The 22,879-nt window shown below is 69.9% G+C and carries 13 protein-coding genes and 5 pseudogenes; 6 read left to right on the top strand and 12 right to left on the bottom strand.

Annotated features, from left to right (window positions below; all coding sequences use genetic code 11):
* Positions 1–21: 21 nt before the first annotated feature.
* The 3 genes and pseudogenes from ACHMXE_RS29605 to ACHMXE_RS29615 form a co-directional block, all read right to left on the bottom strand.
* Positions 22–1,263, bottom strand: coding sequence for a TIGR03862 family flavoprotein (locus ACHMXE_RS29605; RefSeq protein ID WP_395347726.1), 1,242 nt, complete (start codon positions 1,261–1,263; stop codon positions 22–24).
* Entirely contained in the window at positions 1,260–4,523 is a 3,264-nt protein-coding gene (locus tag ACHMXE_RS29610) for a UvrD-helicase domain-containing protein (RefSeq protein WP_395347728.1), read from the bottom strand. The genes ACHMXE_RS29605 and ACHMXE_RS29610 overlap by 4 nt, the downstream gene beginning before the upstream one ends.
* Positions 4,520–7,106 (bottom strand): annotated as a pseudogene (locus ACHMXE_RS29615) (PD-(D/E)XK nuclease family protein). Before ACHMXE_RS29615 ends, ACHMXE_RS29610 begins: the two are co-directional and overlap by 4 nt.
* A 156-nt stretch (positions 7,107–7,262) precedes the next feature.
* Between ACHMXE_RS29615 and trxA the strand changes: the two are divergent.
* Both trxA and rho read left to right on the top strand, forming a co-directional pair.
* Complete coding sequence (gene trxA / locus ACHMXE_RS29620; RefSeq protein WP_057594218.1) at positions 7,263–7,595, top strand: thioredoxin TrxA; 333 nt, start codon at positions 7,263–7,265, stop codon at positions 7,593–7,595.
* A gap of 188 nt (positions 7,596–7,783) precedes the next feature.
* Positions 7,784–9,050 (top strand): annotated as a pseudogene (rho, locus tag ACHMXE_RS29625) (transcription termination factor Rho).
* A 67-nt stretch (positions 9,051–9,117) separates the two neighbouring features.
* Here rho and ACHMXE_RS29630 read toward each other — a convergent pair.
* Entirely contained in the window at positions 9,118–10,185 is a 1,068-nt protein-coding gene (locus ACHMXE_RS29630; protein WP_395347731.1) for an oxidoreductase, read from the bottom strand.
* 135 nt (positions 10,186–10,320) lie between these two features.
* On the opposite strand from ACHMXE_RS29630, the gene ACHMXE_RS29635 reads away from it, so the two are divergent.
* The 3 genes and pseudogenes from ACHMXE_RS29635 to ACHMXE_RS29645 all read left to right on the top strand — a co-directional run bounded on the left by ACHMXE_RS29635 (position 10,321) and on the right by ACHMXE_RS29645 (position 13,794).
* Positions 10,321–10,593, top strand: a complete 273-nt coding sequence (locus ACHMXE_RS29635) for a type B 50S ribosomal protein L31 (RefSeq protein ID WP_093341315.1) — start codon at positions 10,321–10,323, stop codon at positions 10,591–10,593.
* Positions 10,594–10,686: 93 nt separating this feature from the next.
* Positions 10,687–12,449 (top strand): annotated as a pseudogene (locus tag ACHMXE_RS29640) (hypothetical protein).
* A pseudogene (locus ACHMXE_RS29645) lies at positions 12,446–13,794 on the top strand (MATE family efflux transporter). Before ACHMXE_RS29640 ends, ACHMXE_RS29645 begins: the two co-directional pseudogenes overlap by 4 nt.
* A gap of 30 nt (positions 13,795–13,824) precedes the next feature.
* Here ACHMXE_RS29645 and phoR read toward each other — a convergent pair.
* The 7 genes and pseudogenes from phoR to pstS all read right to left on the bottom strand — a co-directional run bounded on the left by phoR (position 13,825) and on the right by pstS (position 20,550).
* A pseudogene (phoR, locus tag ACHMXE_RS29650) lies at positions 13,825–15,169 on the bottom strand (phosphate regulon sensor histidine kinase PhoR).
* Positions 15,170–15,213: 44 nt separating this feature from the next.
* Positions 15,214–15,906 carry a phosphate regulon transcriptional regulator PhoB gene (gene phoB / locus ACHMXE_RS29655; RefSeq protein WP_057594225.1) on the bottom strand — a complete coding sequence of 231 codons (693 nt, stop codon included), beginning with the start codon at positions 15,904–15,906 and terminating at the stop codon, positions 15,214–15,216.
* 36 nt (positions 15,907–15,942) lie between these two features.
* Positions 15,943–16,641 (bottom strand): phosphate signaling complex protein PhoU, encoded by a 699-nt coding sequence (phoU, locus tag ACHMXE_RS29660; protein WP_395352860.1) that lies wholly within the window; start codon positions 16,639–16,641, stop codon positions 15,943–15,945.
* Between the two features lie 30 nt (positions 16,642–16,671).
* On the bottom strand, positions 16,672–17,460 hold the full coding sequence (locus tag ACHMXE_RS29665) for a phosphate ABC transporter ATP-binding protein (protein ID WP_395347734.1): 789 nt from the start codon (positions 17,458–17,460) through the stop codon (positions 16,672–16,674).
* Between the two features lie 52 nt (positions 17,461–17,512).
* Positions 17,513–18,397, bottom strand: coding sequence for a phosphate ABC transporter permease PstA (gene pstA, locus ACHMXE_RS29670; RefSeq protein WP_203205615.1), 885 nt, complete (start codon positions 18,395–18,397; stop codon positions 17,513–17,515).
* Positions 18,394–19,473, bottom strand: coding sequence for a phosphate ABC transporter permease subunit PstC (gene pstC, locus ACHMXE_RS29675; RefSeq protein WP_203205614.1), 1,080 nt, complete (start codon positions 19,471–19,473; stop codon positions 18,394–18,396). Before pstC ends, pstA begins: the two co-directional genes overlap by 4 nt.
* A gap of 42 nt (positions 19,474–19,515) precedes the next feature.
* The gene (gene pstS / locus ACHMXE_RS29680) at positions 19,516–20,550 is read right to left on the bottom strand and encodes a phosphate ABC transporter substrate-binding protein PstS (protein WP_203205613.1); all 1,035 of its coding nucleotides are present in this window, start codon (positions 20,548–20,550) and stop codon (positions 19,516–19,518) included.
* Between the two features lie 250 nt (positions 20,551–20,800).
* On the opposite strand from pstS, the gene ACHMXE_RS29685 reads away from it, so the two are divergent.
* Positions 20,801–22,321 carry an exopolyphosphatase gene (locus ACHMXE_RS29685; protein ID WP_395347737.1) on the top strand — a complete coding sequence of 507 codons (1,521 nt, stop codon included), beginning with the start codon at positions 20,801–20,803 and terminating at the stop codon, positions 22,319–22,321.
* 84 nt (positions 22,322–22,405) lie between these two features.
* On the opposite strand, the gene ACHMXE_RS29690 is transcribed toward ACHMXE_RS29685, so the two are convergent.
* Positions 22,406–22,867 carry a histidine phosphatase family protein gene (locus tag ACHMXE_RS29690; protein ID WP_057594239.1) on the bottom strand — a complete coding sequence of 154 codons (462 nt, stop codon included), beginning with the start codon at positions 22,865–22,867 and terminating at the stop codon, positions 22,406–22,408.
* Between the last annotated feature and the right edge of the window lie 12 nt (positions 22,868–22,879).

Raw genomic sequence — 22,879 nt, forward strand, 5'->3', positions numbered from 1 at the left:
CGCGCCGAAAAATCCAAAGCCTCACGACAGCCCCAGCCGCGCGAGCACGCCACGCGCGGCCGCGACGCCGCTGGCCATCGAGGCCGTGAGCAGGTAGCCGCCGGTCGGCGCTTCCCAGTCGAGCATCTCCCCCGCGACGAACACACCGGGCAGCGCGCTCGCCATCAGTTGCGCATCGAGCGCCTCGAAGCGCACGCCGCCCGCGGTGCTGATCGCCTCGTCGACCGGGCGCGCGGCCAGCAGCCGCAACGGCACGGCCTTGATCGCTTGCGCGAGCTGCAGCGGATCGTGCATCGCCTCGCGGCTCAGCACCTCGTAGAGCACGCCGGCCTTGATGCCCTCGAGGCCGAGCCGGCTCTTGAGGTGGCTGCCGAGCGAACGCGCGCCGCGCGGATGCCTGACCGCGGCCAGCACCTGCTCGGCGCTGCGGTCGGGCAACAGGTCGAGCAGCAATGTGGCGCTGCCGTTCGCGGCGATCTCGTCGCGCAGCAGGGCCGAGACGGCATAGACGAGGCTGCCCTCGATGCCGCCCGCCGTGGCGACGAACTCGCCCTTGCGCGCGAACTGCCGGCCGCGGCTGTCGGTGAACGACACGGCCACCGACTTGAAGGGCTGGCCCGCGAAACGCTCCGAGAAATGCGCGCTCCAGCCGCTGCCGTCGAAGCCGCAGTTGGCGGGTTGCAAAGCGGCCACCGCCACGCCCTGTGCCTGCAGCCGCGGCGCCCAGGCGCCGTCGGAGCCGAGCCGCGCCCAGCTCGCGCCGCCGAGCGCGAGCACCACCGCATCGGCCGAGGCCTCGACCTCGCCCGCGGGCGTTTCGAAGCGCAATACGCCGGGCGAGACCGCGGCATCGCCGATCCAGCGATGCCGCATGTGGAACTGCACGCCGGCCTCGCGCAGCCGGTGCAGCCAGGCACGCAGCAGCGGCGCGGCCTTCATGTCGGTGGGGAACACGCGGCCCGAGCTGCCGACGAAGGTCTCGATGCCCAGGCCCGCGGCCCATTCGCGCAGCTGCGCGGGACCGAAGGCCGCGAGCATCGGCTCGAGCTCGGCGCGGCGTTCGCCGAAGCGGCCCACGAAGGCCTCGAAGGGCTCGGAGTGCGTGAGGTTGAGCCCGCCGCGACCCGCGAGCAGGAACTTGCGCCCCACCGAAGGCATGGCGTCGTAGAGGTGCACGCTCGCACCGGCCGCGGAGAGGATTTCCGCCGCCATCAGGCCGGCGGGGCCGCCGCCGATCACGGCGACGGTGGAAGAAGAAGTCATTCGAGGTTCACCAGTTCGCCCTGCCCGGTCAGGAACGCGGCGCGTACCGTGGCACCGGGATGGGCCTGCTGCACGGCCGCGCGGTAGCGCTGCATCTGTGCGATGAGCGCGGCATCGCGCTCGGGCCTTGCGGCCGATTTGTAGTCGAGGATCCACCAGGTGCCGCTGGCGCGCTCGCGCACCAGCCGGTCGATGCGCAGCGTGTCGCCTTGGTGCACCAGCGTGACCTCGTTGCCGTGCCAGTCGATGGCCTCGAGGTCCCAGGCCCAGGCACCCGCGCCGGCGCGGATGCGCGCGGCCAGCGCCGCGGCGCCGCGCGCCTGTTGCGCGTCGAGCAGGAACTCCTGCGCCGCCGCGCGCACATGGGCCGCGGCCAGGGGCTCGCCGGGCACCGACCATTCGAGCAGCCGGTGCATCGCCTGGCCGAAGGCCGCGGCGCGCGCGTCGAGGGTGGCCGCCTTCTCCTTGCGCGCGACGCGCACCGGCGGCGTCGCGGAAGCGAACGGCGGCAGCTCGTGGATCGCGAACACGGCCTGCGCCTGCGCCGCGAGCGGGGCCACCAGCGGCTCGTCGGCATCGACGGTCTCGCAGGCCTCGGCCAGCCGCGCCCACCAGCTGCCCTCGTTGGCGCGCGCGGGGCGCACCGACGACAGCACCAGCCGCGCGCGGGCGCGCGTGGTCGCGACATAGAGGCCGTTGAGTTCCTCGCGGTGGCGCGCGCGCTGCTCGTCGAGCAGCAGCGATGCCGCGCAGGCCGGCGGCGTCTTCTCGCTCGCGAGGAAGACGAAGCGCGTCGGCACGCGGTCGCCGCCCTTCCATTCGACCAGCACGCCCATGGTCTGGGCGCGCGGCGGCGGCGCGTCGCAGTCGAGCATCAGCACGGTGTCGGCCTCGAGGCCCTTGGCGCCGTGCACCGTCAGCAATTGCACCGCCTCGGGCGCGGCCACCGACGGGGCGCGCACGCCGCCGGCACGCAGCGCGCGCACCAGCGCGTAGGGCGTGACGAAGCGCGCGCCGTCGATATCGAGCGACGCGGCCAGCAGGCCCCGCAGGTTGGCCAGCGCGCCCTGGCGCAGCGCGGCGGGCACGGCCGCGCCGAACTTCGCGAGCACGTCGCCTTCATGGAAGATCGCGTCGAGCGCATCGTGCGGCGGCAGCGTGGCGAGCCAGCGCTGCCAGCGCTTGAGACGCGGCGCGGCCTCGGCCAGCGCGGCCGGCAGGTCCTCGCCGGTCTGCAGCAGCCGGAACCAGCTCCAGCCCGGCAGCGCGCGCTGGCGCAGCGCCAGTTGCACCAGATCGTCGTCGCCGATGCCGAACAGCGGCGACTTGAGCGCGCGCGCCAGCGAGAGATCGTGCGCGGGCGAGACCAGCGCATCGATCAGCGCCACCATGTCCTGCACCTCGGGCGCATCGTGCAGCTCGTTCTTCTCGGGCTGCTGCACCGGGATGTGGCGCTGGCGCAGCGCGTCCTGCATGGCGGCGAGCCGGCTGCGGCGGCGCGACAGCACCATGATCTGGCGCGGCGGCGTGCCGTCGGCGATCAGTTGCGCGATCCAGCGCGCGGCCTGCTCGCATTCCTTCTGCAGCAATTGCTCCTCGGGCAGCACGCGCGGCGTGACCAGGCTGTCGCGCCAGTGCAGCATGCCGTCGTCGGCCGGTGCCGCTTCCGCCGCGGCTTCGGCGGCATCGCGCTCGATGGCAGGCAGCTTCAGCAGCGCGCCCTCGTCGCTGCGCTCGGTGGTGTGGGCACGGAAGCCGTCGAACTCGCCGGCCTCCTGCGCGGCCAGCATCGCCTGGTTGACCAGGCCCACGACGGCGCGCGCATTGCGGTGCGTGTGGTCGCAGTTGAGCAGCTCGCCGCCGAGGCCCTCGCGCACGAACTTCTTCGCGGCGATGAAGACCTGCGGCTCGGCGCGGCGGAAGCGGTAGATGCTCTGCTTCGGATCGCCCACGACGAACACGCGCGGCGCGCTGCCGCCCGCGCCCACGTAGGCACTGAGCCAGCCATAGAGCGCCTGCCACTGCAGCGGGTTGGTGTCCTGGAACTCGTCGATCAAGAGGTGCGCGATGCGCGCATCGAGCCGCTCCTGCACCCAGCCCGACAGCGCCGACTGGCCCAGCAGCAGTTGCGCGGCCTGCTCGACGTCGTTCATGTCGACCCAGCCATGAGCGCGCTTGACGCCCGCGAAGGCGTCGATCAAAAGGCGCGTGAGCCGCGTCATGCGCTGCTGGTAGAGCCAGGCCGCGTGCTGGGCCTGCGCGGCGCACAGCAGTTGCAGTTCGGCCTCGGCCTCCTGCGCGGCCGGGTACTTCTGCAGGTTCTTGTTGAGCCGGTCTTCGGTCGCGACGAAGAAGCTCTTGCGCAGCAGCGCGAGCGCCGACGGCAGCGCGGACTCGGCCGGCTCGCCGGTGCCGAAGATGTCGACGACGGCCTCGGCCGCCTTCTGCGGCGTCTTGTTGGTCTCGCGGCCGAGCGCGGCGGCGCGGTCGAGCCAGCGCCGGCGCACGGCCTCGCCGCGCAGCGCGTCGGTGGGCGTGTCGAAGCCGGCCAGCGCCGGATGCAGGTCGGCGAAATGCCGCACCGCATCGGCCGGTTCGGCGAGCGAGAACTCCACGCGCCGCGTGAGCGCCTCGCCGAGCGCCTTGGCGGTCTGCGAGCGGCCGTAGGTGGCGACCACCGCGTAGTAGTCGGCCAGCGCGTCGGGGTCGGCGGTCACGGCCTCGAAGAAGGGGCGCCAGGTGCGCGAGCGCGCCTCGGCATCGTCTTCGAGCAGTTCGTAGTTCGACGGCAGGCCGAGCTCGCGCAGCACCGCCAGCGGCGCATTGCGCAGCAGGCCCGCGAACCAGGCGTGGAAGGTGCGGAACTGCACCGGCCGGCCGCCTTCGAGCAGGTGCCGGTACAGGCCCTTGAGGCGCGGCGCGGCGGCCAGCGCCTCGGCCGGCGGCATGCCGCGCATCACGAGTTCCTCGACCAGCTTCTCGGGCTCGCGCTCGGCGAAGGTCTCGAGCCACTGGTCGAGCCGCTCGCGCATCTCGCCGGCCGCCTTCTTGGTGAAGGTGATGGCGAGGATCTCGTGCGGCTGGCAGGCATTGGCGCCGTCGTCGAGCAGCGCGCGCACGATGCGCGACACCAGCATCCAGGTCTTGCCCGCGCCCGCGCAGGCCTCGACCGCCACCGAGCGCCGCGGATCGCAGGCAACGGTGTAGAAGGCCTCGCGCGGCACGCGCTGGCCGTTGTGTTCGTAGGCGGCGCCGTTCATGGCGTGCTCCCCTGCAGCACGGCGGCGCCGGCATCGTCGCTCCAGAAATCCTTGCGGCACAGGCCGCGCGCGGTGCAGTGCTCGCACACCGTGCCCTCGCCCAGCGGCGGCAGCGGCGTGCCGTCGGCGATGCGCCGGAAGTCGTCGAGGATGCCGGCCACCAGCGCATCGCGCGCCTGCACCACCACCGGCTGCTCCACCGTCTGCGTGCCCGAGGACTTCTCGCCCACGTTGACGTAGGCCGCGCGCAGCGTGTCGTCGGCCACCAGCGCGGCATAGAAGGCCAGCTGCGTGTCCTCGGTCGGCTCCTTCACGCGCTCCTTGGTCACGGCCGAGGACTCGGTCTTGTAGTCGATCACGAAGGGCTGGCCATCGGGCATGCGGTCGATGCGGTCGAGCCGGCCCACCAGTTGCAGCGCGCCCAGCGGCTGCTCCTTCCAGGGTTCGGACTCGACGAAGACCGCGCCCGCTGCCTCGTGGCCCGCGAGCCAGTCGAGGTAGCCGTCGCGCACCGCGGGCCAGGCCGCGGCGAAGGGCAGGAACTCCGCGTCCGACAGACCGTATTCGCGCGTGGCGCGCACGGCCGCGTCCTCGATGAAGCGCAGGCGCTCGCCGGCGTCGCGCGTGGGCGTCTGCTGCAGCGTCTCGTGGAAGTGGCCGAGCACCGCATGCAGCCAGTTGCCGAAGTCGCGCTTGTCGACCTCGGCATCGAGCTCGTCGACGCTGCGCAGGCCGAGCTGGCGCAGCGCGAAGAAGCGATAGGGACAGCGGCGCAGGTCCTCGTAGACGCTGGTCGACACGTTGCGCAGCGGCAGCAGCGCGCCCGAGGGCATCGGATAGAGGGTGGGACGCACGGGCACCTCGCGCCGCGTGCGCGGGATCGTCGGTGAACGCGAGCGCGTGGTCGAGCTCGAGGCCCTGCACCAGCGGGCTGGGCCGCACGGGCTCGCCACTGGCATCGGCGCCGCGCCACAGCAGTTCGCACCAGGGATTGCACAGGGCCGCGTTCCAGGCCGCGCGCTGCGCCGCCTCGAGCGCCTCGCGCGAAGGCAGGCCGAGCTCGAGCCGCTGCGCGGCGCTCCAGTTGCCGGGCGGCTCGGGCGATGCGGGCAGGCGGCGGTCGTCGCAGCCCGGGATCACGATCGCGCCGAAGGCCCGGCCCAGCAGCTGGTGCAGCGGCAGCACGATCACCTGCGGTATCTCGCCCATGACCGGCGGCACGAAGCTCGCGTCCTCGAGCACGTCGCGCACCCAGGCCGTGAATTCGGACAGCGTGTGACGGCCTCCAGGAAAAGCCTCGTCGTCGCCGTGCGCACCGGCATCGAGCCACAGCGCCGAGATCACCTTGCCGCCCGCGAGGTCCGCTTCGAGCGGCTCCCACTGGCCGGCTGCCTCGAGCAGCGCGCGCAGCGCACCCAGCCATTCGGCGAGCGGGCGCGCACGTGCCATCGGCGCGCGGCGGGCCTCGATCTCGTTCGTGAAGGGCATCAGCGCGACGTCCTGCGGCTTCTCGCTGCGCGCGGCCTGCGCGCACCAGGCCGACCAGTCGCGCACGCCCTCGCGCCGCAATCTCGACTCGAGTCCCTGCACCGCGAGCGCATCGCCGTCGGCGCCGCTCTTGAGCCAGTCGAGCACCTGGTCGCTGCCGGCGTCGTGCGCGCAGGCGCGCAGCGCGCTCATCAGCATGGCGGCGGCCGGCGTGGTCGAGAGCTTCCAGCCGGTCTCGTCCTGCGCCGTGACGCCCTGCCCCTTGAGCCGCGCGCCGATGCGGCGCGTGAGCGCGCGGTCGGTCGCGACCAGCGCGACCGGGCTGCGGCCCTCGGCCAGGTGGCGCAGCGCGCAGGCCGCGGCAAGCTCGGCCTCGTCCTCGGGATCGATGGCCACATGGGCCGCGGACTGCCCGCGCGGCGCGATGGCCGGCACCAGCGACAGGCGCACGGCGCGCTCGCCCCACAGGCTGCACAGGGTCTGCGTCAGCGGATCGGTCTGGAAGCCCTCGAGCACGATCAGCACGTCGATCTGCGCGCGCGCGGGCTCGCGCAGCAGCACGTCGGTGGCATAGCTCGCGTTCGCGGCCCAGGCGACCGCGATGCGGATCAGCGCGCTCTCGATGCGGAACCACTCCGATTCGCTGCCCGCATCGGCCACGCCCGCGGCGCGCTCGGCCCAGGTGCTGCCGCGTTCGTCGGGCGCGACCGCGGCCGCGAGCGGCGCGAGCTGATAGGCCAGCTCGACCACGCGGCCCGCGAGCGCGAAGCGTTCGGCGCCGAAGCCGGTCTGCGAGAGCAGGCCCTGCGCGGTCACGAGGTCGCGCGCCATGTCGAAGGCGATGTCGTAGTCCGAGGGCACGAAGCCGCCCGCGCTGCGCGCCCAGTTGCGCGTGGTCTCGAAGCGCGGCACGAAGCCCGGCGAACCGCAGCGCGCCCACATGGCCTGCGCCACGCCCATGAGCTGCGCATAGGGCACCAGCACCATCGTGCGCGCCGCATGCGCCTGGCGTTCGGCGAGCACGCGCACGATGCGCGCGACCACACCATCGGCAGGGTCGCACCACAGGGCCTGGACGGGATGGCCTTCGTTCATGTTCTGTCGCGGGGGATTCGGTGGCGGGGCGGGTCGCGACGAGGGCTCTGGCTATCGGCGCCATAGCCTTCGTGCATGCCACGTCACCCCTTGGTTTCTGTCACAATGACCCGCACTGTAGCTGCACCGAAACTCCCCGCGCACAAGGACTCCATCATGGCCAGCGAGCTGATCAAACACATCTCCGATTCCTCCTTCGAAGCCGACGTGCTCAAGTCCAGCCAGCCCGTGCTGGTCGACTACTGGGCCGAATGGTGCGGCCCCTGCAAGATGATCGCCCCGATCCTCGACGAAGTGTCGAGCGCCTACGAAGGCAAGCTGCAGATCGCCAAGCTCAACGTCGACGAGAACCGCGACATCCCCGCCAAGTTCGGCATTCGCGGCATCCCCACGCTGATGCTGTTCAAGGACGGCCAGCTCGCCGCCACCAAGGTCGGCGCCATGAGCAAAGCCCAGCTCACCGCCTTCATCGACCAGCAACTCGCCTGAGTGCTTTCTAACCGGCCAGCGCGCAACGCGTTGGCCGGCGCGTTTTTCCTGTCATAATCACCAGCAGATCGCCGGCCCTTTCAGGTAGCCGGTTCGAGTTCCCCGGTCAGTGAGGCAGTTCTCGTCTCACATCGAACCACCCCCCTGTTCTCCGTTTCCCCTCGATTGCCCCCGCAAGGGGTCGTTCCATGCACTTAAACGAACTCAAGGCACTCCACGTGTCTGAAGTCCTCAAGCAGGCCGAAGCCCTTGAGATCGAAAACGTCGGCCGCATGCGCAAGCAGGAGCTGATGTTCGCGATCATCAAGAAGCGCGCGAAGGCCGGCGAACAGGTCTTCGCCGACGGTGTGCTCGAAATCCTGCCCGACGGCTTCGGCTTCCTGCGCAGCCCGGACACCAGCTTCACCGCCAGCACCGACGACATCTACATCAGCCCGAGCCAGGTGCGCCGCTTCAACCTGCACACCGGCGACATGATCGAGGGCGAGGTGCGCATTCCGAAGGACGGCGAGCGCTACTTCGCGCTGACCAAGCTCGACGCCGTCAACGGCGGACCGCCCGAGCAGAACAAGCACAAGGTGATGTTCGAGAACCTGACGCCGCTGTTCCCCAAGGAACAGATGCGCCTCGAACGCGACGGCATCAAGGGCGAAGAGAACATCACCGGCCGCGTGATCGACATCATCGCGCCCATCGGCAAGGGCCAGCGCGCCCTGCTCGTGGCGCCGCCCAAGAGCGGCAAGACGGTGATGATGCAGCACATCGCGCACGCGATCAGCGCCAACTACCCCGAGGTCCACATGATGGTGCTGCTCGTCGACGAGCGCCCCGAAGAAGTGACCGAAATGCAGCGCACGGTGAAGGGCGAGGTCATCGCCTCCACCTTCGACGAGCCTGCTGCGCGCCACGTGCACGTGGCCGAAATGGTGATCGAGCGCGCCAAGCGCCTGGTCGAGCTCAAGAAGGACGTGGTGATCCTGCTCGACTCGATCACGCGTCTCGCACGCGCCTACAACAACGTCGTGCCCTCGTCGGGCAAGGTGCTGACCGGCGGTGTCGACGCCAACGCACTGCAGCGTCCCAAGCGCTTCCTGGGCGCGGCGCGCAATGTCGAGGAAGGCGGCTCGCTCGACCATCATCGGCACCGCGCTGATCGACACCGGCAGCCGCATGGACGAAGTGATCTTCGAAGAGTTCAAGGGCACCGGCAACTCCGAAATCCACCTCGACCGCCGCCTCTACGAGAAGCGCGTGTTCCCCTCGATCCAGCTCAACCGCAGCGGCACGCGCCGCGAGGAGCTGCTGCTCGCGCCCGAGATCCTGCAGAAGACCCGCATCCTGCGCCAGCTCATGTACAACATGGACGAGATCGAGTCGATGGAGCTGATGCTCAAGAACATGAAGGCGACGAAGACCAATGTCGAGTTCTTCGACATGATGCGTCGCGGGGGTTGAGCCGGTCTTCGACCGAAGCTCGCCTCCCAAGAAGCGCGTTGCATCGCAAGATGCAGCGCGCTTTTTTTCATGGGCGCGCGACCGGCAGCGCGCGGCCTTCCTCGGCGCTGCGCCGGCCGAGATCGAGCAGTTCCATCAGCGCCACCGCCTGCGCGGGCGGCACGGGATTCGGGCCCTGGCCGAGGATCGCGTCGCGCACGGCCGCGTAGTAGGCGACATAGTCGCCCGCGCGCGTGGGCCAGGCGCGCTTCGCCACGGTGCCGTCGGCCGCGGGCAGCACGAGTTCGCCATCGAGCGGATCGGCGCCCCACCCCACCATCGGCGGCCGCTGGCCGGCGCGCAGCGCGTCCTCCTGCGGATCGACGCCGTGCTTGACGTAGCTGCCGCGGGTGCCGTGCACGAGGTAGCGCGGCGCCGCATGGGCGGCGAGCGTGGTCGAGTGCAGCACCACGCGCAGCGGCGCATGCGGCCCCGACTCGTAGCGCAGCACCGCGTGGAAGTAGTCCTCGACCTGGGCACCGTCGCGCAGCACGGCGGTGTCGAGCTGCAGGGTGTCGGGCATGCCGAACAGTTGCACCGCCTGGTCGACCAGGTGCGCGCCCAGATCGACCCAGATGCCCGCGCCCGGCACCTTCTGCTCGCGCCAGCGCTCGCGCACCTCGGGCCGGTAGCGGTCGAAATGCGACTCGAAATAGACCGGGCGGCCCAGTTCGCCGCTGGCCAGCAGTTCCTTCAGGGTCAGGAAATCGGCGTCGTAGCGGCGGTTCTGGTAGACCGCGAGCACCAGCTTGTTGCGCTCGGACAACGCCTGGAGCTCGCGCGCCTCGGCGGCATCGAGGGTGAAGGGCTTGTCGACCACCACGTGCTTGCCGGCCAGCAATGCCGCTTTCGCGACCGGATGGTGCTGGGCATTCGGCGTGGCGACCACGACGAGGTCGATGTCCGGCCGCGCGACCAGCGCCGCCGTGTCGGGCACCACGGCCACGCCGGGCCAGTCGGCATGCACCTTGTGCGGCTGGGAACTGGCCACGGCCGCCAGTTCGAGCCCGGGCACGGCCGACAGCACGGGGGCATGGAAGGTCTGGCCGGCGAAGCCGTAGCCGACGAGGCCGGCGCGCAGGGGTCTGGAGGTCATGGGAGGGCTGGTTTCGCTGGGGACGGGCCAAAGTGGCCGCCATCGGCCCAGTATGCGATAATCGGCGGCTTCGCGAAAAGTGCGGCCGGCGTCCTGCCCGCCAGTGGCTCTCGCATCGACCCCCAAGGAAAGACCATGGCAAAAGAAGGCATCCACCCGAATTACCGCGAAGTCCTGTTCGTCGACATGTCGAACGGCTTCAAGTTCGTGACCCGTTCCTGCGTGAACACGAAGGAAACCGCCAAGGCGGACGACGGCCGCGAGCTGCCCCTGTTCAAGCTGGACACGACCAGCGAATCGCACCCGTTCTACACCGGCACCCAGAAGTCGGTCGACAACATGGGCGGTCGCGTCGAGAAGTTCCGCAACCGCTTCGGCAAGACGACCGGCGCCGCTGCCTCCAAGTAAGGCACGCACCCAGGCTCAGGCCTGGCGTCGAGGGCAGCCCGGTTTACCGCGCTGCCCTTTTTCTTTCCCCCACCCGCCGCCGCCCATCGCCCTTTGAACCAGCCCACGCCCGCGATCGTTGCCCAGAATGCCGTGCGCCGGCTGCCGCGCATCGCGCTGCTGCTGCTGTGCGCCGCCTACCTGCTGCCGGGTCTGGTCGGCCGGGGCCCGTGGAAGAGCGCCGACATCACGGCCTTCGGCTACATGGCCGAGCTGGCGCGCAGCACCGAGGGCCTCGCGCGCTGGTTCGATCCGCGCCTGCTGGGCATTGCGCCCGAAACGCCCGCGCTGGTGCCGTACTGGATCGGCGCGCTGGCGATCAAGATCGCACCTGCCTGGCTGCATCCCGACTTCGCGGTGCGCATCGTGTTCGCGCTGCTGCTGTGGGGCACCTTCACCGCGACCTGGTACGCGGTCTATTACCTGGCGCGCACCGCGCGCGCCCAGCCCGTGGCCTTCGCCTTCGGCGGCGAGGCGCGGCCGACCGACTACGCGCGCGCCATGGCCGACGGCGCCCTGCTCGCGCTGATCGCCTGCCTGGGCCTGGCCCAGCTCGGCCATGAAACCACGCCCGCGCTGGCCCAGCTCTACTTCGCCTCGCACCTGTTCTACGGCGTGGCGGCCCTGCCCTACCGGCGCGCCGGCCGGTCATCGCGCTGGTGGTCGGCACGCTGGGCATGACGCTCAGCGGCGGCCCGACCGTCGGCCTGGCCCTGGCCACGGGCAGCGTGCTGTTCATCGCCTACGAGCGCCGCCGCATGCGCCGCGCCGCCGAGCCCGCGAGCACCGGCTGGTCGGGCATGGGCGAGGACGAAGGCCCGGGCTACACGCGCGGCGCGCTGTTGACCATGGCCGGCGTGACGCTGCTGGCCGCGGCGCTCGCGATCGGCCTCGGCCTGCTGCAGTGGAAGATCGACCTGCCCGGCGCCCATCCCGGCACCTCGGTCGCGGGCGACATCCGCAGCCAGGCCCGGCTGCTGCTGTGGTTCACCTGGCCGGCCTGGCCGCTCGCGCTGTGGACGCTGTGGCGCTGGCGCCGCCAGCTCGCGGCGCGCCACGTGGCGCTGCCGTTCTGGTTCGCGCTGGTGCCGCTGGCCGCCACCTGGACCACCGACTACTCCGACCGCTCGCTGATGCTGGCGCTGCCGGCGATGGCCACGCTCGCGGCCTTCGCGCTGCCGACCTTCCGGCGCAGCGTGGCGGCGCTGGTCGACTGGTTCACCCTGCTCTTCTTCAGCGGCCTCGCGCTGCTGGGCTGGATCTACTGGATCGCGATGCAGACCGGCTACCCGCCCAAGCCCGCGGCCAGCGTGGCGCGGCTGGTGCCGGGCTTCGTGCCCGAGTTCTCGCCGATCGCCTTCGTGCTCGCGCTCGCCGCCACCATCGCCTGGTGCTGGCTGGTGCGCTGGCGCACCGGCCGCCACCGCGCGGCACTCTGGAAGACGCTGGTGCTGCCGGCCGGCGGTACCGCGCTGTGCTGGATGCTGCTGATGACGCTGTGGCTGCCGCCGATCGACTACGCGCGCAGCTACGCGCCGCAGGTGCGCGCGGTGACCGAGCGCGTGGGCCATCCCAAGTGCGTGGCCGAGCTGGCGTTCAGCCGCGCCCACATCGCGGCGCTGCAGTACCACGGCCGCTTCGACCTGCAGCCGCTGCTGCTGGGCACCGACTGCCCGTGGCTGCTGGTGGCCCCGGAGACCATCGAGCGGCTGCACACCATCATCTCGCTCGACCAATGGCGCTTCGCTGGGACCCTGCGCCGCCCCAGCAGTCCCTCCGACGACCTGCTGCTGTACGAGAAGATCGCGCCGCGGTGAGGGGCGAACGCGGACTGATCGCCCGCCACGCGGGCACGGTGCTGGTCGGCCAGCTGGCCGTGATGGCCTTCGGCGTGACCGACACCATCGTGGCCGGCCGCTATTCCGAGGACGCGCTGGCCGCCCTGTCGGTCGGCGCCGCCATCTTCGTCAGCGTCTACGTCTCGCTCATGGGCGTGCTGCAGGCCCTGCTGCCGGTGTGGGCCGAGCTGCACGGCGGCGGCCGCGGCGCCGAGGTGGGCCGCTCGGTGCGGCAGTCGCTCTACCTCGCGGGACTGGCGATCGTGGTGGGCATGGCGCTGCTGCTGCTGCCGGGCCCGGCGCTGCAATGGACCCAGGTGCCGCCCGCGATGCGCGGCGAGGTCGAGGCCTACCTGATGGTGCTGGCTTTCGGGCTTGCACCCGCGCTGCTGTTCCGCCTCTTCAGCACGCTGAGCCAGAGCCTGGGCAAGCCCCAGCTCGTGACCTGGCTGCAGCTGGGCTCGCTGGCGATCAAGCTGCCGCTGTCGGTCTGGTTCCACCTTCGGCGGCGCGGGCCTGCCGGCCATGGGCCTGGTCGGCTGCGGCTGGGCCACGCTGGTCGTCAACTGGGCGATGCTCGGCTGCGCCGTGTGGCTGCTGCGCGCCAGTCCGTTCTACCGCGGCTACCGGCTCTGGCAGGCGATCGAGAAGCCCGACTGGGCGCAGATCGGCCAGTTCGCGCGCCTGGGCGTGCCGGCCGGCCTCGCGGTGCTGGTCGAGGTCACCTCGTTCACGCTGATGGCGCTGTTCATCGCACGCCTGGGCACCACCGGCGGCCGCCGCGCACCAGATCGCCGCCAACCTGCTGGCCGTGGCCTACATGGTGCCACTGTCGCTCGCGATCGCCACCAGCGCGCGCGTGAGCTTCTGGCTCGGCGCCGGCGATCCGGTGCTGGCGCGGCGCGCCTGCCGCACCGGCTTCGAGCTGACGGTGCTGTGCGCGCTGCTGTTCGCGCTCGCCATGTGGGGGCTGCGTTTCCAGCTCGCGGCCGTGTACTCGGACAAGCCGGCCGTGATCGCGCTCGCGGGCGCGCTGCTGCTCGTGGTGGCGCTCTACCACTTCGCCGATGCGCTGCAGACGCTCTGCGTGTTCGTGCTGCGCTGCTACCGCGTCACGCTCGCGCCGCTGGCGATCTACTGCACGCTGCTGTGGGTCGTGGGCCTGGGCGGCAGCTACCTGCTGGCCTACCGCGGGCTCGGCCCCTGGCCGGCCATGCAGTCGCCGCTGGCGTTCTGGATCATGGGCGCCGCGGCGCTGGCCGTCACGGCGCTGCTGTTCGGCGCGTTGCTGCGCTGGACCATGGCGCACCGCGTGCGCGGCTGAGCGGCTGAACGGTGAAAGCGCCGCGGCCGTTCAGGCCGGCTGCCGCGCCATCACCCGCGCCTCGCGCACGCGCGTGGCCGGGAACAGCAGCGTGAAGCGCGACCCCTTGCCCACCGTGCTCTCGATGCGCAACTCCGCGCCGTGGCGCTGGGCGATGTGCTTCACGATCGCCAACCCGAGCCCGGTGCCGCCGGTCTCGCGCGAGCGGCTGCGGTCGATGCGGTAGAAGCGCTCGGTCAGCCGCGGGATATGCTCGGCCGCGATGCCCGGGCCGGTGTCCTTCACCGCGTACTCGCCGCGGCCGTCGGGCAGCACGCGCCAGCTCACCGCCACCTCGCCGCCGCCGGGCGTGTAGCGGATCGCGTTGCTCAGCAGGTTCGACATCGCGCTCTGCAGCTCGGTGGCCGCGCCCGACACTTCCGAATCGGCATCGATGGCGAACGACAGCTTGTGGCCCAGCTGCGGCGAGAGCCGGCCCGACAGGCCGCGGCCCTCGTCCTCGCACTGCGCGAGCAAGGCGCGGATGCGCGTCCACTGGGTGCCGCCCGGGGCGGCGCTGCCCTCGAGCCGCGACAGGGTCAGCAGGTCGTTGACCAGCGTCTCCATGCGATGCGACTGCTGTCCCATCAGGCCGAGGTAGCGCGCGCGTTCGTCGGCATCGAGCGGCAGGTTCTGCAGCGTCTCGACGAAACCGGCCAGCACCGTGAGCGGCGTGCGGATCTCGTGCCGAGACGTTGGCGACGAAGTCGCGCCGCATCGCCTCGGCCTGCTCGAGCGCGGTGATGTCGCGCGTGAGCAGCATGCGGCGGTTGCCCGCGTAGGGATGCACCTGCACCGACAGCCGCACCGGGTGGCTGCGCTGGGCGCCCAGGCCGTGGCCGTCGATGACGACGTCGCGGCTGTAGTTCCACGACGCGAGGTAGGCCACGAACGCCGGATCGCGCACGAGGTTGGCCAGGTGCTGCAGCAGGTCGCGCTCGGCATCGATGCCGAACTGCGCCGCCGCGGTCTGGTTGCACCACTCGATGCGGCCCTGCTCGTCGAGCAGCACCACGCCGTTGGGCGAGGCCTGGATCGCGGCCAGGAACTCATGCAGCCGGTCCTCGGCCTGACGGATCTGCTGCTCGCGGTCGCGCAGCAGCTTGCGGATGCGCTCGGCCAGCTCGCCCCACATGCCGACGCCGCGGCTGGGCAGGCCCACCGCGTCGTTGCGCAGGATCAGCAGCAGCCGCTTGGCGCGCCAGGCATCGAAGCCCAGCCAGACCACCGCGCCGGCCCAGGCGCCGAGCCAGCCGAGTTTCCAGCCGAAAAAGGCTGTAACGCCCGCTCCGCCAAGGAGAGACGCTATTAAAAATGTAGCGATGCGAAACGGCATGGCGGGCGATTATCCGCGCCCGCGGGCGGAGACGCTCACGGCGGTCAAACGGTGGCTTGGGCCGTCAGGCGGTAGCCGGCGCCGCGCACCGTCTCGACCATCGGCGAGGCCGCGCCCAGCGATTCGCGCAGGCGCTTGACGTGCACGTCGACCGTGCGCTCCTCGATGTAGACGTGGTCGCCCCACACCTTGTCGAGCAGCTGGGCCCGGCTGTGGACGCGCTCGGCGTGCTGCATCAGGTAGGCCAGCAGCTTGAACTCGGTCGGACCAACCTTCAGCGCATTGCCCTGCCAGGTCACGCGGTGGGTGGCGGTGTCGAGCGCGAGCTCGCCGATCTCGACGCGCTCGGTCACCACCTCGGGCGCGCGGCGGCGCAGCACGGCGCGGATGCGCGCCAGCATCTCCTGGGTGGAGAACGGCTTGGTGATGTAGTCGTCGGCACCGGCATCGAGGCCGGCCACCTTGTCGGGCTCGTCGCCGCGCGCGGTCAGCATCAGGATCGGGACGGCCTTGGTACGGGGGTCCTTGCGCCACTGGCGCGCGAGCTGCAGGCCGCTCTGGCCCGGCAGCATCCAGTCGAGCAGGATCAGGTCCGGCAGGAAGGCATCGATCTCGCGCTGGGCCGCCGCGCCATCCTCCGACCAGATCGGCTCGAAGCCGTTGTGGCGGAGGTTGACGGCGATCAGCTCGGCGATCGAGGACTCGTCTTCGACGATCAGGACTCGGGGTTTTTTCATGCTTTCTTGGGAGTCTTGCCGCAGTCGTACTGGCCGTTACTGCAGCGCCGACTCGATTTCCTGCATCGAAGTGTGCCGCACATCGGCACCCTTGACGATGTAGATGATGAACTCGGCGATGTTCTTGGCGTGGTCGCCGATGCGCTCGATGGCCTTGGCCAGGAACAGCAGGTCGAGGCTGGCGGAGATGGTGCGCGGGTCTTCCATCATGTAGGTGACCAGCTTGCGCACGAAGCCGTCGAACTCCTTGTCGATCAGGTCGTCGTCCTTGAGGATCGACAGCGCCGCGGCGGTGTCGAGGCGCGCGAACGCGTCGAGCGCGGTGCGCAGCAGGTTCGACGCCAGGTCGGCCGCGATGCGCAGCTCGGTGGTCGGCAGCATGCGCGAAGCGCCGCTCTCGATGATCGACTTGACCATGCGCGCGATCTTGTTGGCCTCGTCGCCCACGCGCTCGAGGTTGGCGGTGGTCTTCGAGATCGCGATCAGAAGGCGCAGGTCGCGCGCGGTCGGCTGGCGACGCGCGATGATCGACGACAGCTCGCGGTCGATCTCGATCTCCATCGCATTCACGCGATGCTCGGTCTCCATCACGCGGTCGGCCGCGTCCGAATCGAACTGCAGCAGCGCGTAGATCGCCTGGTGGATCTGCGACTCGACCATGCCGCCGAGTTCCATCACGCGCGACGAGACGCCGTTGAGTTCGCTGTCGAACTGGCTGGAGAGGTGTTTTTTCAGTCATGGTGTCGTCCTCTTTGCGTTGTTGCATCAGCCGAAGCGGCCGGTGATGTAGTCCTCGGTCTCCTTGCGCTGCGGCTTGAAGAACATCTGCTCGGTGGCGCCGAACTCGATCAGGTCGCCCAGGTACATGTAGGCGGTGTAGTCGCTGCAGCGGGCGGCCTGCTGCATGTTGTGGGTCACGATGACCACCGTGTATTCGTTCTTCAGCTCGGCGATCAGTTCCTCGATCTTGGCGGTCGAGATCGGGTCCAGGGCCGAGCAGGGTTCGTCGAGCAGCAGCACTTCGGCTTGATCGCAATGCCGCGCGCGATGCACAGGCGCTGTTGCTGGCCGCCCCGAGAGGCCCGAGCCGCTCTGCTGCAGCTTGTCGCGCACTTCGGTCCACAGGGCCGCCTTCTTCAGCGCCCATTCGACGCGGTCGTCCATGTCGCTGGCCGAGAGGTTCTCGAACAGCTTCACGCCGAAGGCGATGTTGTCGTAGATCGACATCGGGAACGGCGTCGGCTTCTGGAACACCATGCCGACCTTGGCGCGGATCAGCGCCACGTCCTGCTTGCTGGTCAGCAGGTTCTCGCCGTCGAGCTCGATGGCGCCTTCGGCGCGCTGCTCGGGATAGAGCTCGAACATGCGGTTGAAGGTGCGCAGCAAGGTCGACTTGCCGCAGCCCGAGGGGCCGATGAAGGCCGTGACCTTGTTCTCGGGGATCTCGAGGTTGATGCCCTTGAGCGCGTGGAACTTGCCGTAGTAGAAGTTCAGGTTCTTGACCGAGATCTTCGCGGGCGATGCGGCGACGGTGGGAGCGGTGATGGGTGCCATGTTGCGTTTCTCTTGTTCGTTCTGTGCTGTGTGCATGAAAGCCGCGTCGGCTTCAGTGCTTGGAGCGCGTGAGGACCCGCGCCAGGATGTTGAGGGCGAGCACCGCGACGGTGATCAGGAACACGCCGGCCCAGGCGAGCTGTTGCCAGTTCTCGTAGGGGCTCATGGCGAACTTGAAGATCGTCACCGGCAGGCTGGCCATCGGCTGCGTCACGTCGGCGGTCCAGAACTGGTTGTTCAGCGCGGTGAACAGCAGCGGCGCGGTCTCGCCGGCGATGCGGGCCACGGCCAGCAGGATGCCGGTCACGACACCGGCGCGCGCGGCGCGCAGCGTGATGCTCAGGATCACCTTCCACTTCGGCGTGCCGAGGGCGTAGGCGGCTTCGCGCAGGCCCGGGGGCACCAGCTGCAGCATGTTCTCGGTGGTGCGGATCACGACCGGGATCACGATCAGCGCGAGCGACAGCGCACCGGCCAGGCCCGAGAAGTTCTTGAAGTAGGCCACGACCACCGCGTAGACGAACAGGCCGATGACGATCGACGGCGCCGACAGCAGGATGTCGTTGACGAAGCGCGTGACCGAGGACAGCATGCCCTTGGGGTTGTATTCGGCCAGGTAGATGCCGGCCATGATGCCGATCGGCGTGCCGACGAAGGTCGCCAGCAGCACCATCACGAAGGAGCCGAAGATCGCGTTCAGGATGCCGCCCGCTTCGTTCGGCGGCGGGGTCATCTCGGTGAAGGCCGCGATCGACAGGCCGCCGATGCCGAGGCGCAGGGTCTCCCAGAGGATCCAGACGAGCCAGAACACGCCGAACACCATCGCGGCGAGCGACAGCGTGAGGGCGATCTTGTTGACGCGGTTGCGCGAGGCGAAGCGGGCCTGGCGGGTTTCGGCCAGGGTCTTGGCGTTGATGAGGGATTGGCTTGTGCTCACGACTTCTTTCCTTCGCTCTTCTTCATCTGCGCCAGCAGCACCTTCGACAGCGACAGCACGACGAAGGTGATGAAGAACAGCACGAGGCCCAGGTACATCAGCGCGGCCTGGTGCAGGCCGGCACCGGCTTCGGCGAACTCGTTGGCGAGCGCCGAGGTGATGCTGTTGGCCGCCTCGAACACCGACAGCGAGTTCAGCTGGTTCATGTTGCCGATCACGAAGGTGACGGCCATGGTCTCGCCGAGCGCGCGGCCCAGGCCGAGCATGATGCCGCCGACGACGCCGGCCTTGGTGTAGGGCAGCACGACCTTGGAGACGACCTCCCAGGTGGTGGAACCGAGGCCGTAGGCCGATTCCTTGAGCAGCGGGGGCGTGACCTCGAACACGTCGCGCATCACCGAGGCGATGAACGGGATGATCATGATCGCGAGGATGATGCCGGCCGAGAGGATGCCGATGCCCACCGGGGGACCGGACACCAGCGCGCCGAGGTAGGGCACGCCGGCCAGCAGCTTCTGCAGCGGCTGCTGGACCCAGGTCGAGAGGATGGGGCCGAACACCAGCAGGCCCCACATGCCGTACACGATGGAGGGCACGGCGGCCAGCAGTTCGATGGCGGTGCCCAGCGGGCGCTTGAGCCAGCCGGGCGAGAGTTCGGTGAGGAAGAGCGCGATGCCGAAGCTCACGGGCACCGCGATCACCAGGGCGATGGCCGAGGTGGCCAGCGTGCCGTAGATCATCACGAGGCCGCCGTATTCGTTCTGGACCGGGTCCCACACGCTGCTCGTGAGGAAGCCGAGGCCGTACTTGGTGATGGCGGGCCAGGCACCGACGATCAGCGACAGCAGGATGCCGATCAGCATCGCGAGCGTCAGCAGCGCGGCACCCTTGGCGGCCAGGCCGAACAGGCGATCGACCATGGGACCGGAGCGCGATGCCTTCATCGGCGGCGGTGCGGTGGTGCGGCCCTGCTCGGCGGAAAGATCGAGCGCGGTGGCGGCGGCGGGGAAAGTGGATGACACGTGTCGCTCCGGCAAGGACGAAAGCGGCGCGCCATCGAGCGGATTGCTGCTCATGGACGCGCCGTGTTTTCTTTTTCTGATCGGGAAGGAGAAGGCTTACTTGAAGGCGACGGGCTTGCCCGAAGCGTCCTTCACCTCACCCCAGGCCTTGGCGATCGTGGCCTTCACGGCGTCGGGCATCGGCACGTAGTCCAGGTCGTCGGCCGTCTTGTCGCCGCTCTTGTAGGCCCAGTCGAAGAACTTCAGCACGGTGGTGGCATTGGCCGGCTTGTCCTGCGTCTTGTGCAGCAGGATGAAGGTGGCGCCGGTGATCGGCCATGCACCCTTGTCCGACTGGTTCGTCAGCACTTGATAGAAGCTCTTGTTCCAGTCGGCACCGGCGGCGGCGGCCTTGAAGGCGGTGTCGTCGGGCGAGACGAAGTTGCCGGCGGCGTTCTGCAGCTGGGCATAGGTCATCTTGTTCTGCTTGACGTAGGCGTATTCCACGTAGCCGATCGAGTTCGGCAGGCGGCCCACGAAGGCGGCGACGCCTTCATTGCCCTTGCCGCCCGCGCCGGTGGGCCAGTTCACGGCCGTGCCTTCGCCGACCTTGCTCTTCCACTCGGCGTTGACCTTCGACAGGTAGTTGGTGAACAGGAAGCTGGTGCCCGAACCGTCGGCGCGGCGAACTGGGGCGATGGCGGCGTCGGGCAGGTTCAGCGAACCGTTCAGGGCCTTGATCGCGGGGTCGTTCCACTTCGTGATCTTGCCGAGGTAGATGTCGCCCAGCACCTGGCCGCTGAGCTTGAGTTCTCCGGGCTTGATGCCCTGGATGTTCACGACCGGGATCACGCCGCCGATGACGGTGGGGAACTGCATCAGGCCCTTGGCCTGGAGTTCCTCGTCCTTCAGGGGAGCGTCCGACGCGCCGAAGTCGACGGTCTTGGCTTCGATCTGCTTCAGGCCGGCGCCCGAACCGACCGACTGGTAGTTGATCTTGACGCCGGTGGCCTTGTTGAAGTCCGAAGCCCACTTGGCATACAGCGGTGCGGGGAAGCTGGCGCCGGCACCGGTCACGTCCTGGGCGAACGCGGGAAGAGCGAAAACCGCGGCGACGAGGCCGGCGGTTGCAAATTTGAACGTCGTTTTCATGAAGCTTCCTTTAGAAGTAAGAAGTAGTCCCCTTGCGGGCTTGCGACGGACTCTAGAAAGCTTGTGTGACATCGATGTGACACCCCTCTGTCGAGGGAAAATGGGGCTGTGGAGCCCTCCGGCTCTGTGACGCTGTCACACAACCGTCATGCGCCCCAACTAGCCTCTCGAACCTCGCTGCGGTGGGGTTGGAAGGCGGTGGGGAAACCGTCAACGACATACGAATCAGGCTCCGCCTCTTTACTACAACATGCAAAACGGCACCCGCCTCGCAGCGGTCGATCTCGGTTCCAACAGCTTCCGGCTCGAAATCGGCCAGGTCGACCACGGCCAGATCCACCGCACCGAATACCTGAAGGAGACCGTGCGCCAGGGCAACGGCCTGGACAGCGCGCGCAACCTCACGCCCGAAGCCATGCAGCGCGGCTGGGACGCCCTCGCCCGCTTCGGCGAGCGGCTGGCCGGCTTCAAGCGCTCGCAGGTGCGGGCCGTCGCCACCCAGACGCTGCGCGAGGCGCGCAACCGCGAGGAATTCCTGCTGCGCGCGCGCACCATCCTGGGTTTCGGCATCGACGTGATCCCGGGGCGCGAGGAAGCCCGCCTAATCTATCAGGGCGTGGCGCACATGCTGCCCCACAACGACGCCTCGGACCGCGAACGCCGGCTGGTGATCGACATCGGCGGGCGCTCCACCGAAATGATCATCGGCCGCGCCCTCGAAGCCGAGCTGATGGAGTCGTACCGCGTCGGCAGCGTCGCCTGGTCGATGAAGCACTTTCCCGAAGGCCAGTTCACCGCCGCCGCCTTCCGGGCCGCCGAGGTCGCGGCCAAGGCGGTGCTCGACGACGCGCTCGGCAGCTACACGCGCGACCAGTGGGACGTGGCCTATGGCGCCTCGGGCACGATCGGCGCGGTCGGCGACGTGCTGGCCGCGGCCGGCGGCGAGCCCGGCGTGGTCCGGCGCGAGGGCCTCGACTGGCTGCTCGACCGGCTGCTCAAGGCCGGCGGCGCCGACAAGCTGCGCATCGAGGGTATGCGCGATGACCGCAAGGCGGTCATCGGCGGCGGCCTCAGCGTGCTGCGCGCGGTGTTCGACCTGCTGGGCATCGAGGAGATGAAGGTGGCCCAGGGCGCGCTGCGCCATGGCGTGCTCTACGAACTGCTCGAACGCGACGAGAGCGTGGCCGACATGCGCACCACCACGGTCGCGCGGCTCGCCACCCGTTTCGCGGTCGACCCCATCCAGGCCCGCCGCGTGGGCGATGCCGCCGCCGCCCTGTTCGTGCAGCTGGCGCCGGCCGCGCGCGGCGGCAGCACCACCAGCCGCGCCGGCCGCGCGCTGCGCAAGCTCGGCTGGGCCGCGCAGCTGCACGAGATCGGCGCGCTGGTCTCGCACAGCGACTATCACAAGCACGGCGCCTACATCCTCGACAACACCGACGCGCCCGGCTTCGCGGTCAACGAGCTGCACGCCCTCGCCCAATTGGTGCTGGGTCAGCGCGGCAAGCTGCGCAAGCTCGAGGCCTCGCTCGACGACGAGACCTTCGTCATGCAGCTGCTGGCGCTGCGGCTCGCGGTGATCCTGTGCCACGCGCGGCGCGACCCCGCGCCCGACGCCCTGCACCTGTCGACGCTCGGCACCCGCACCTTCTCGATCGCCTGCGCGCCCGACTGGGCCGAGGCCTTTCCGCAGTCGGCCCACCTGCTGCGCGAGGAGGTGCTGGCCTGGCAGAAGATCAGCACCTGGCGCGTGGACCTGGCGGGCTGCTGAGCCGTCCGGCCGGATGGCCGGCGGACAGCCGGCAGCGCTGCCCGCGGAGCCGGCACCGAATGCGCGGCGTGGCCGCGCGCAGCCTCAGAGCAGTTCGGGCGACTGCACCGTCACCACGACGGTCTGCACGTCGCCATCGCGCTCGCGCGTGCGGATCCACCACAGCGCGCCCTTGCGCACCGGGCAGCTGTCCTGCTTCAGGCCCAGCAGCAGCGAGATCGCCTGCCCCAGCGAGGGCTGGTGGCCGATCATCAGCACCACCGACTTGCCGTTGGGCCAGCCGGCCGAGGCCAGCAGCGCGTCGGCGGTGGTGTCGGGCGCCAGTTCGCTGCGCAGCTTGTACTTGCGCCCGAGCGCCAGCGCGGTCTGTTCGCAGCGCCGCGCGGGGCTGCTGATGATGCGCGTGCCGTCGGGCAGCTGGCGGTCGAGCCAGCTGGCCATGCGCTTGGCCTGCTTCTCGCCGCGCGCGGTGAGCGAGCGCTGCATGTCGTCGCAGCCCTCGGTCCAGTCATCGGCTTCCGCATGGCGCCAGAAGATCAGGTCCATGGTCATCGTCTT

It is taken from the genome of Variovorax sp. UC122_21 (assembly GCF_044056785.1).
Taxonomy (GTDB): Bacteria; Pseudomonadota; Gammaproteobacteria; order Burkholderiales; family Burkholderiaceae_C; genus Variovorax.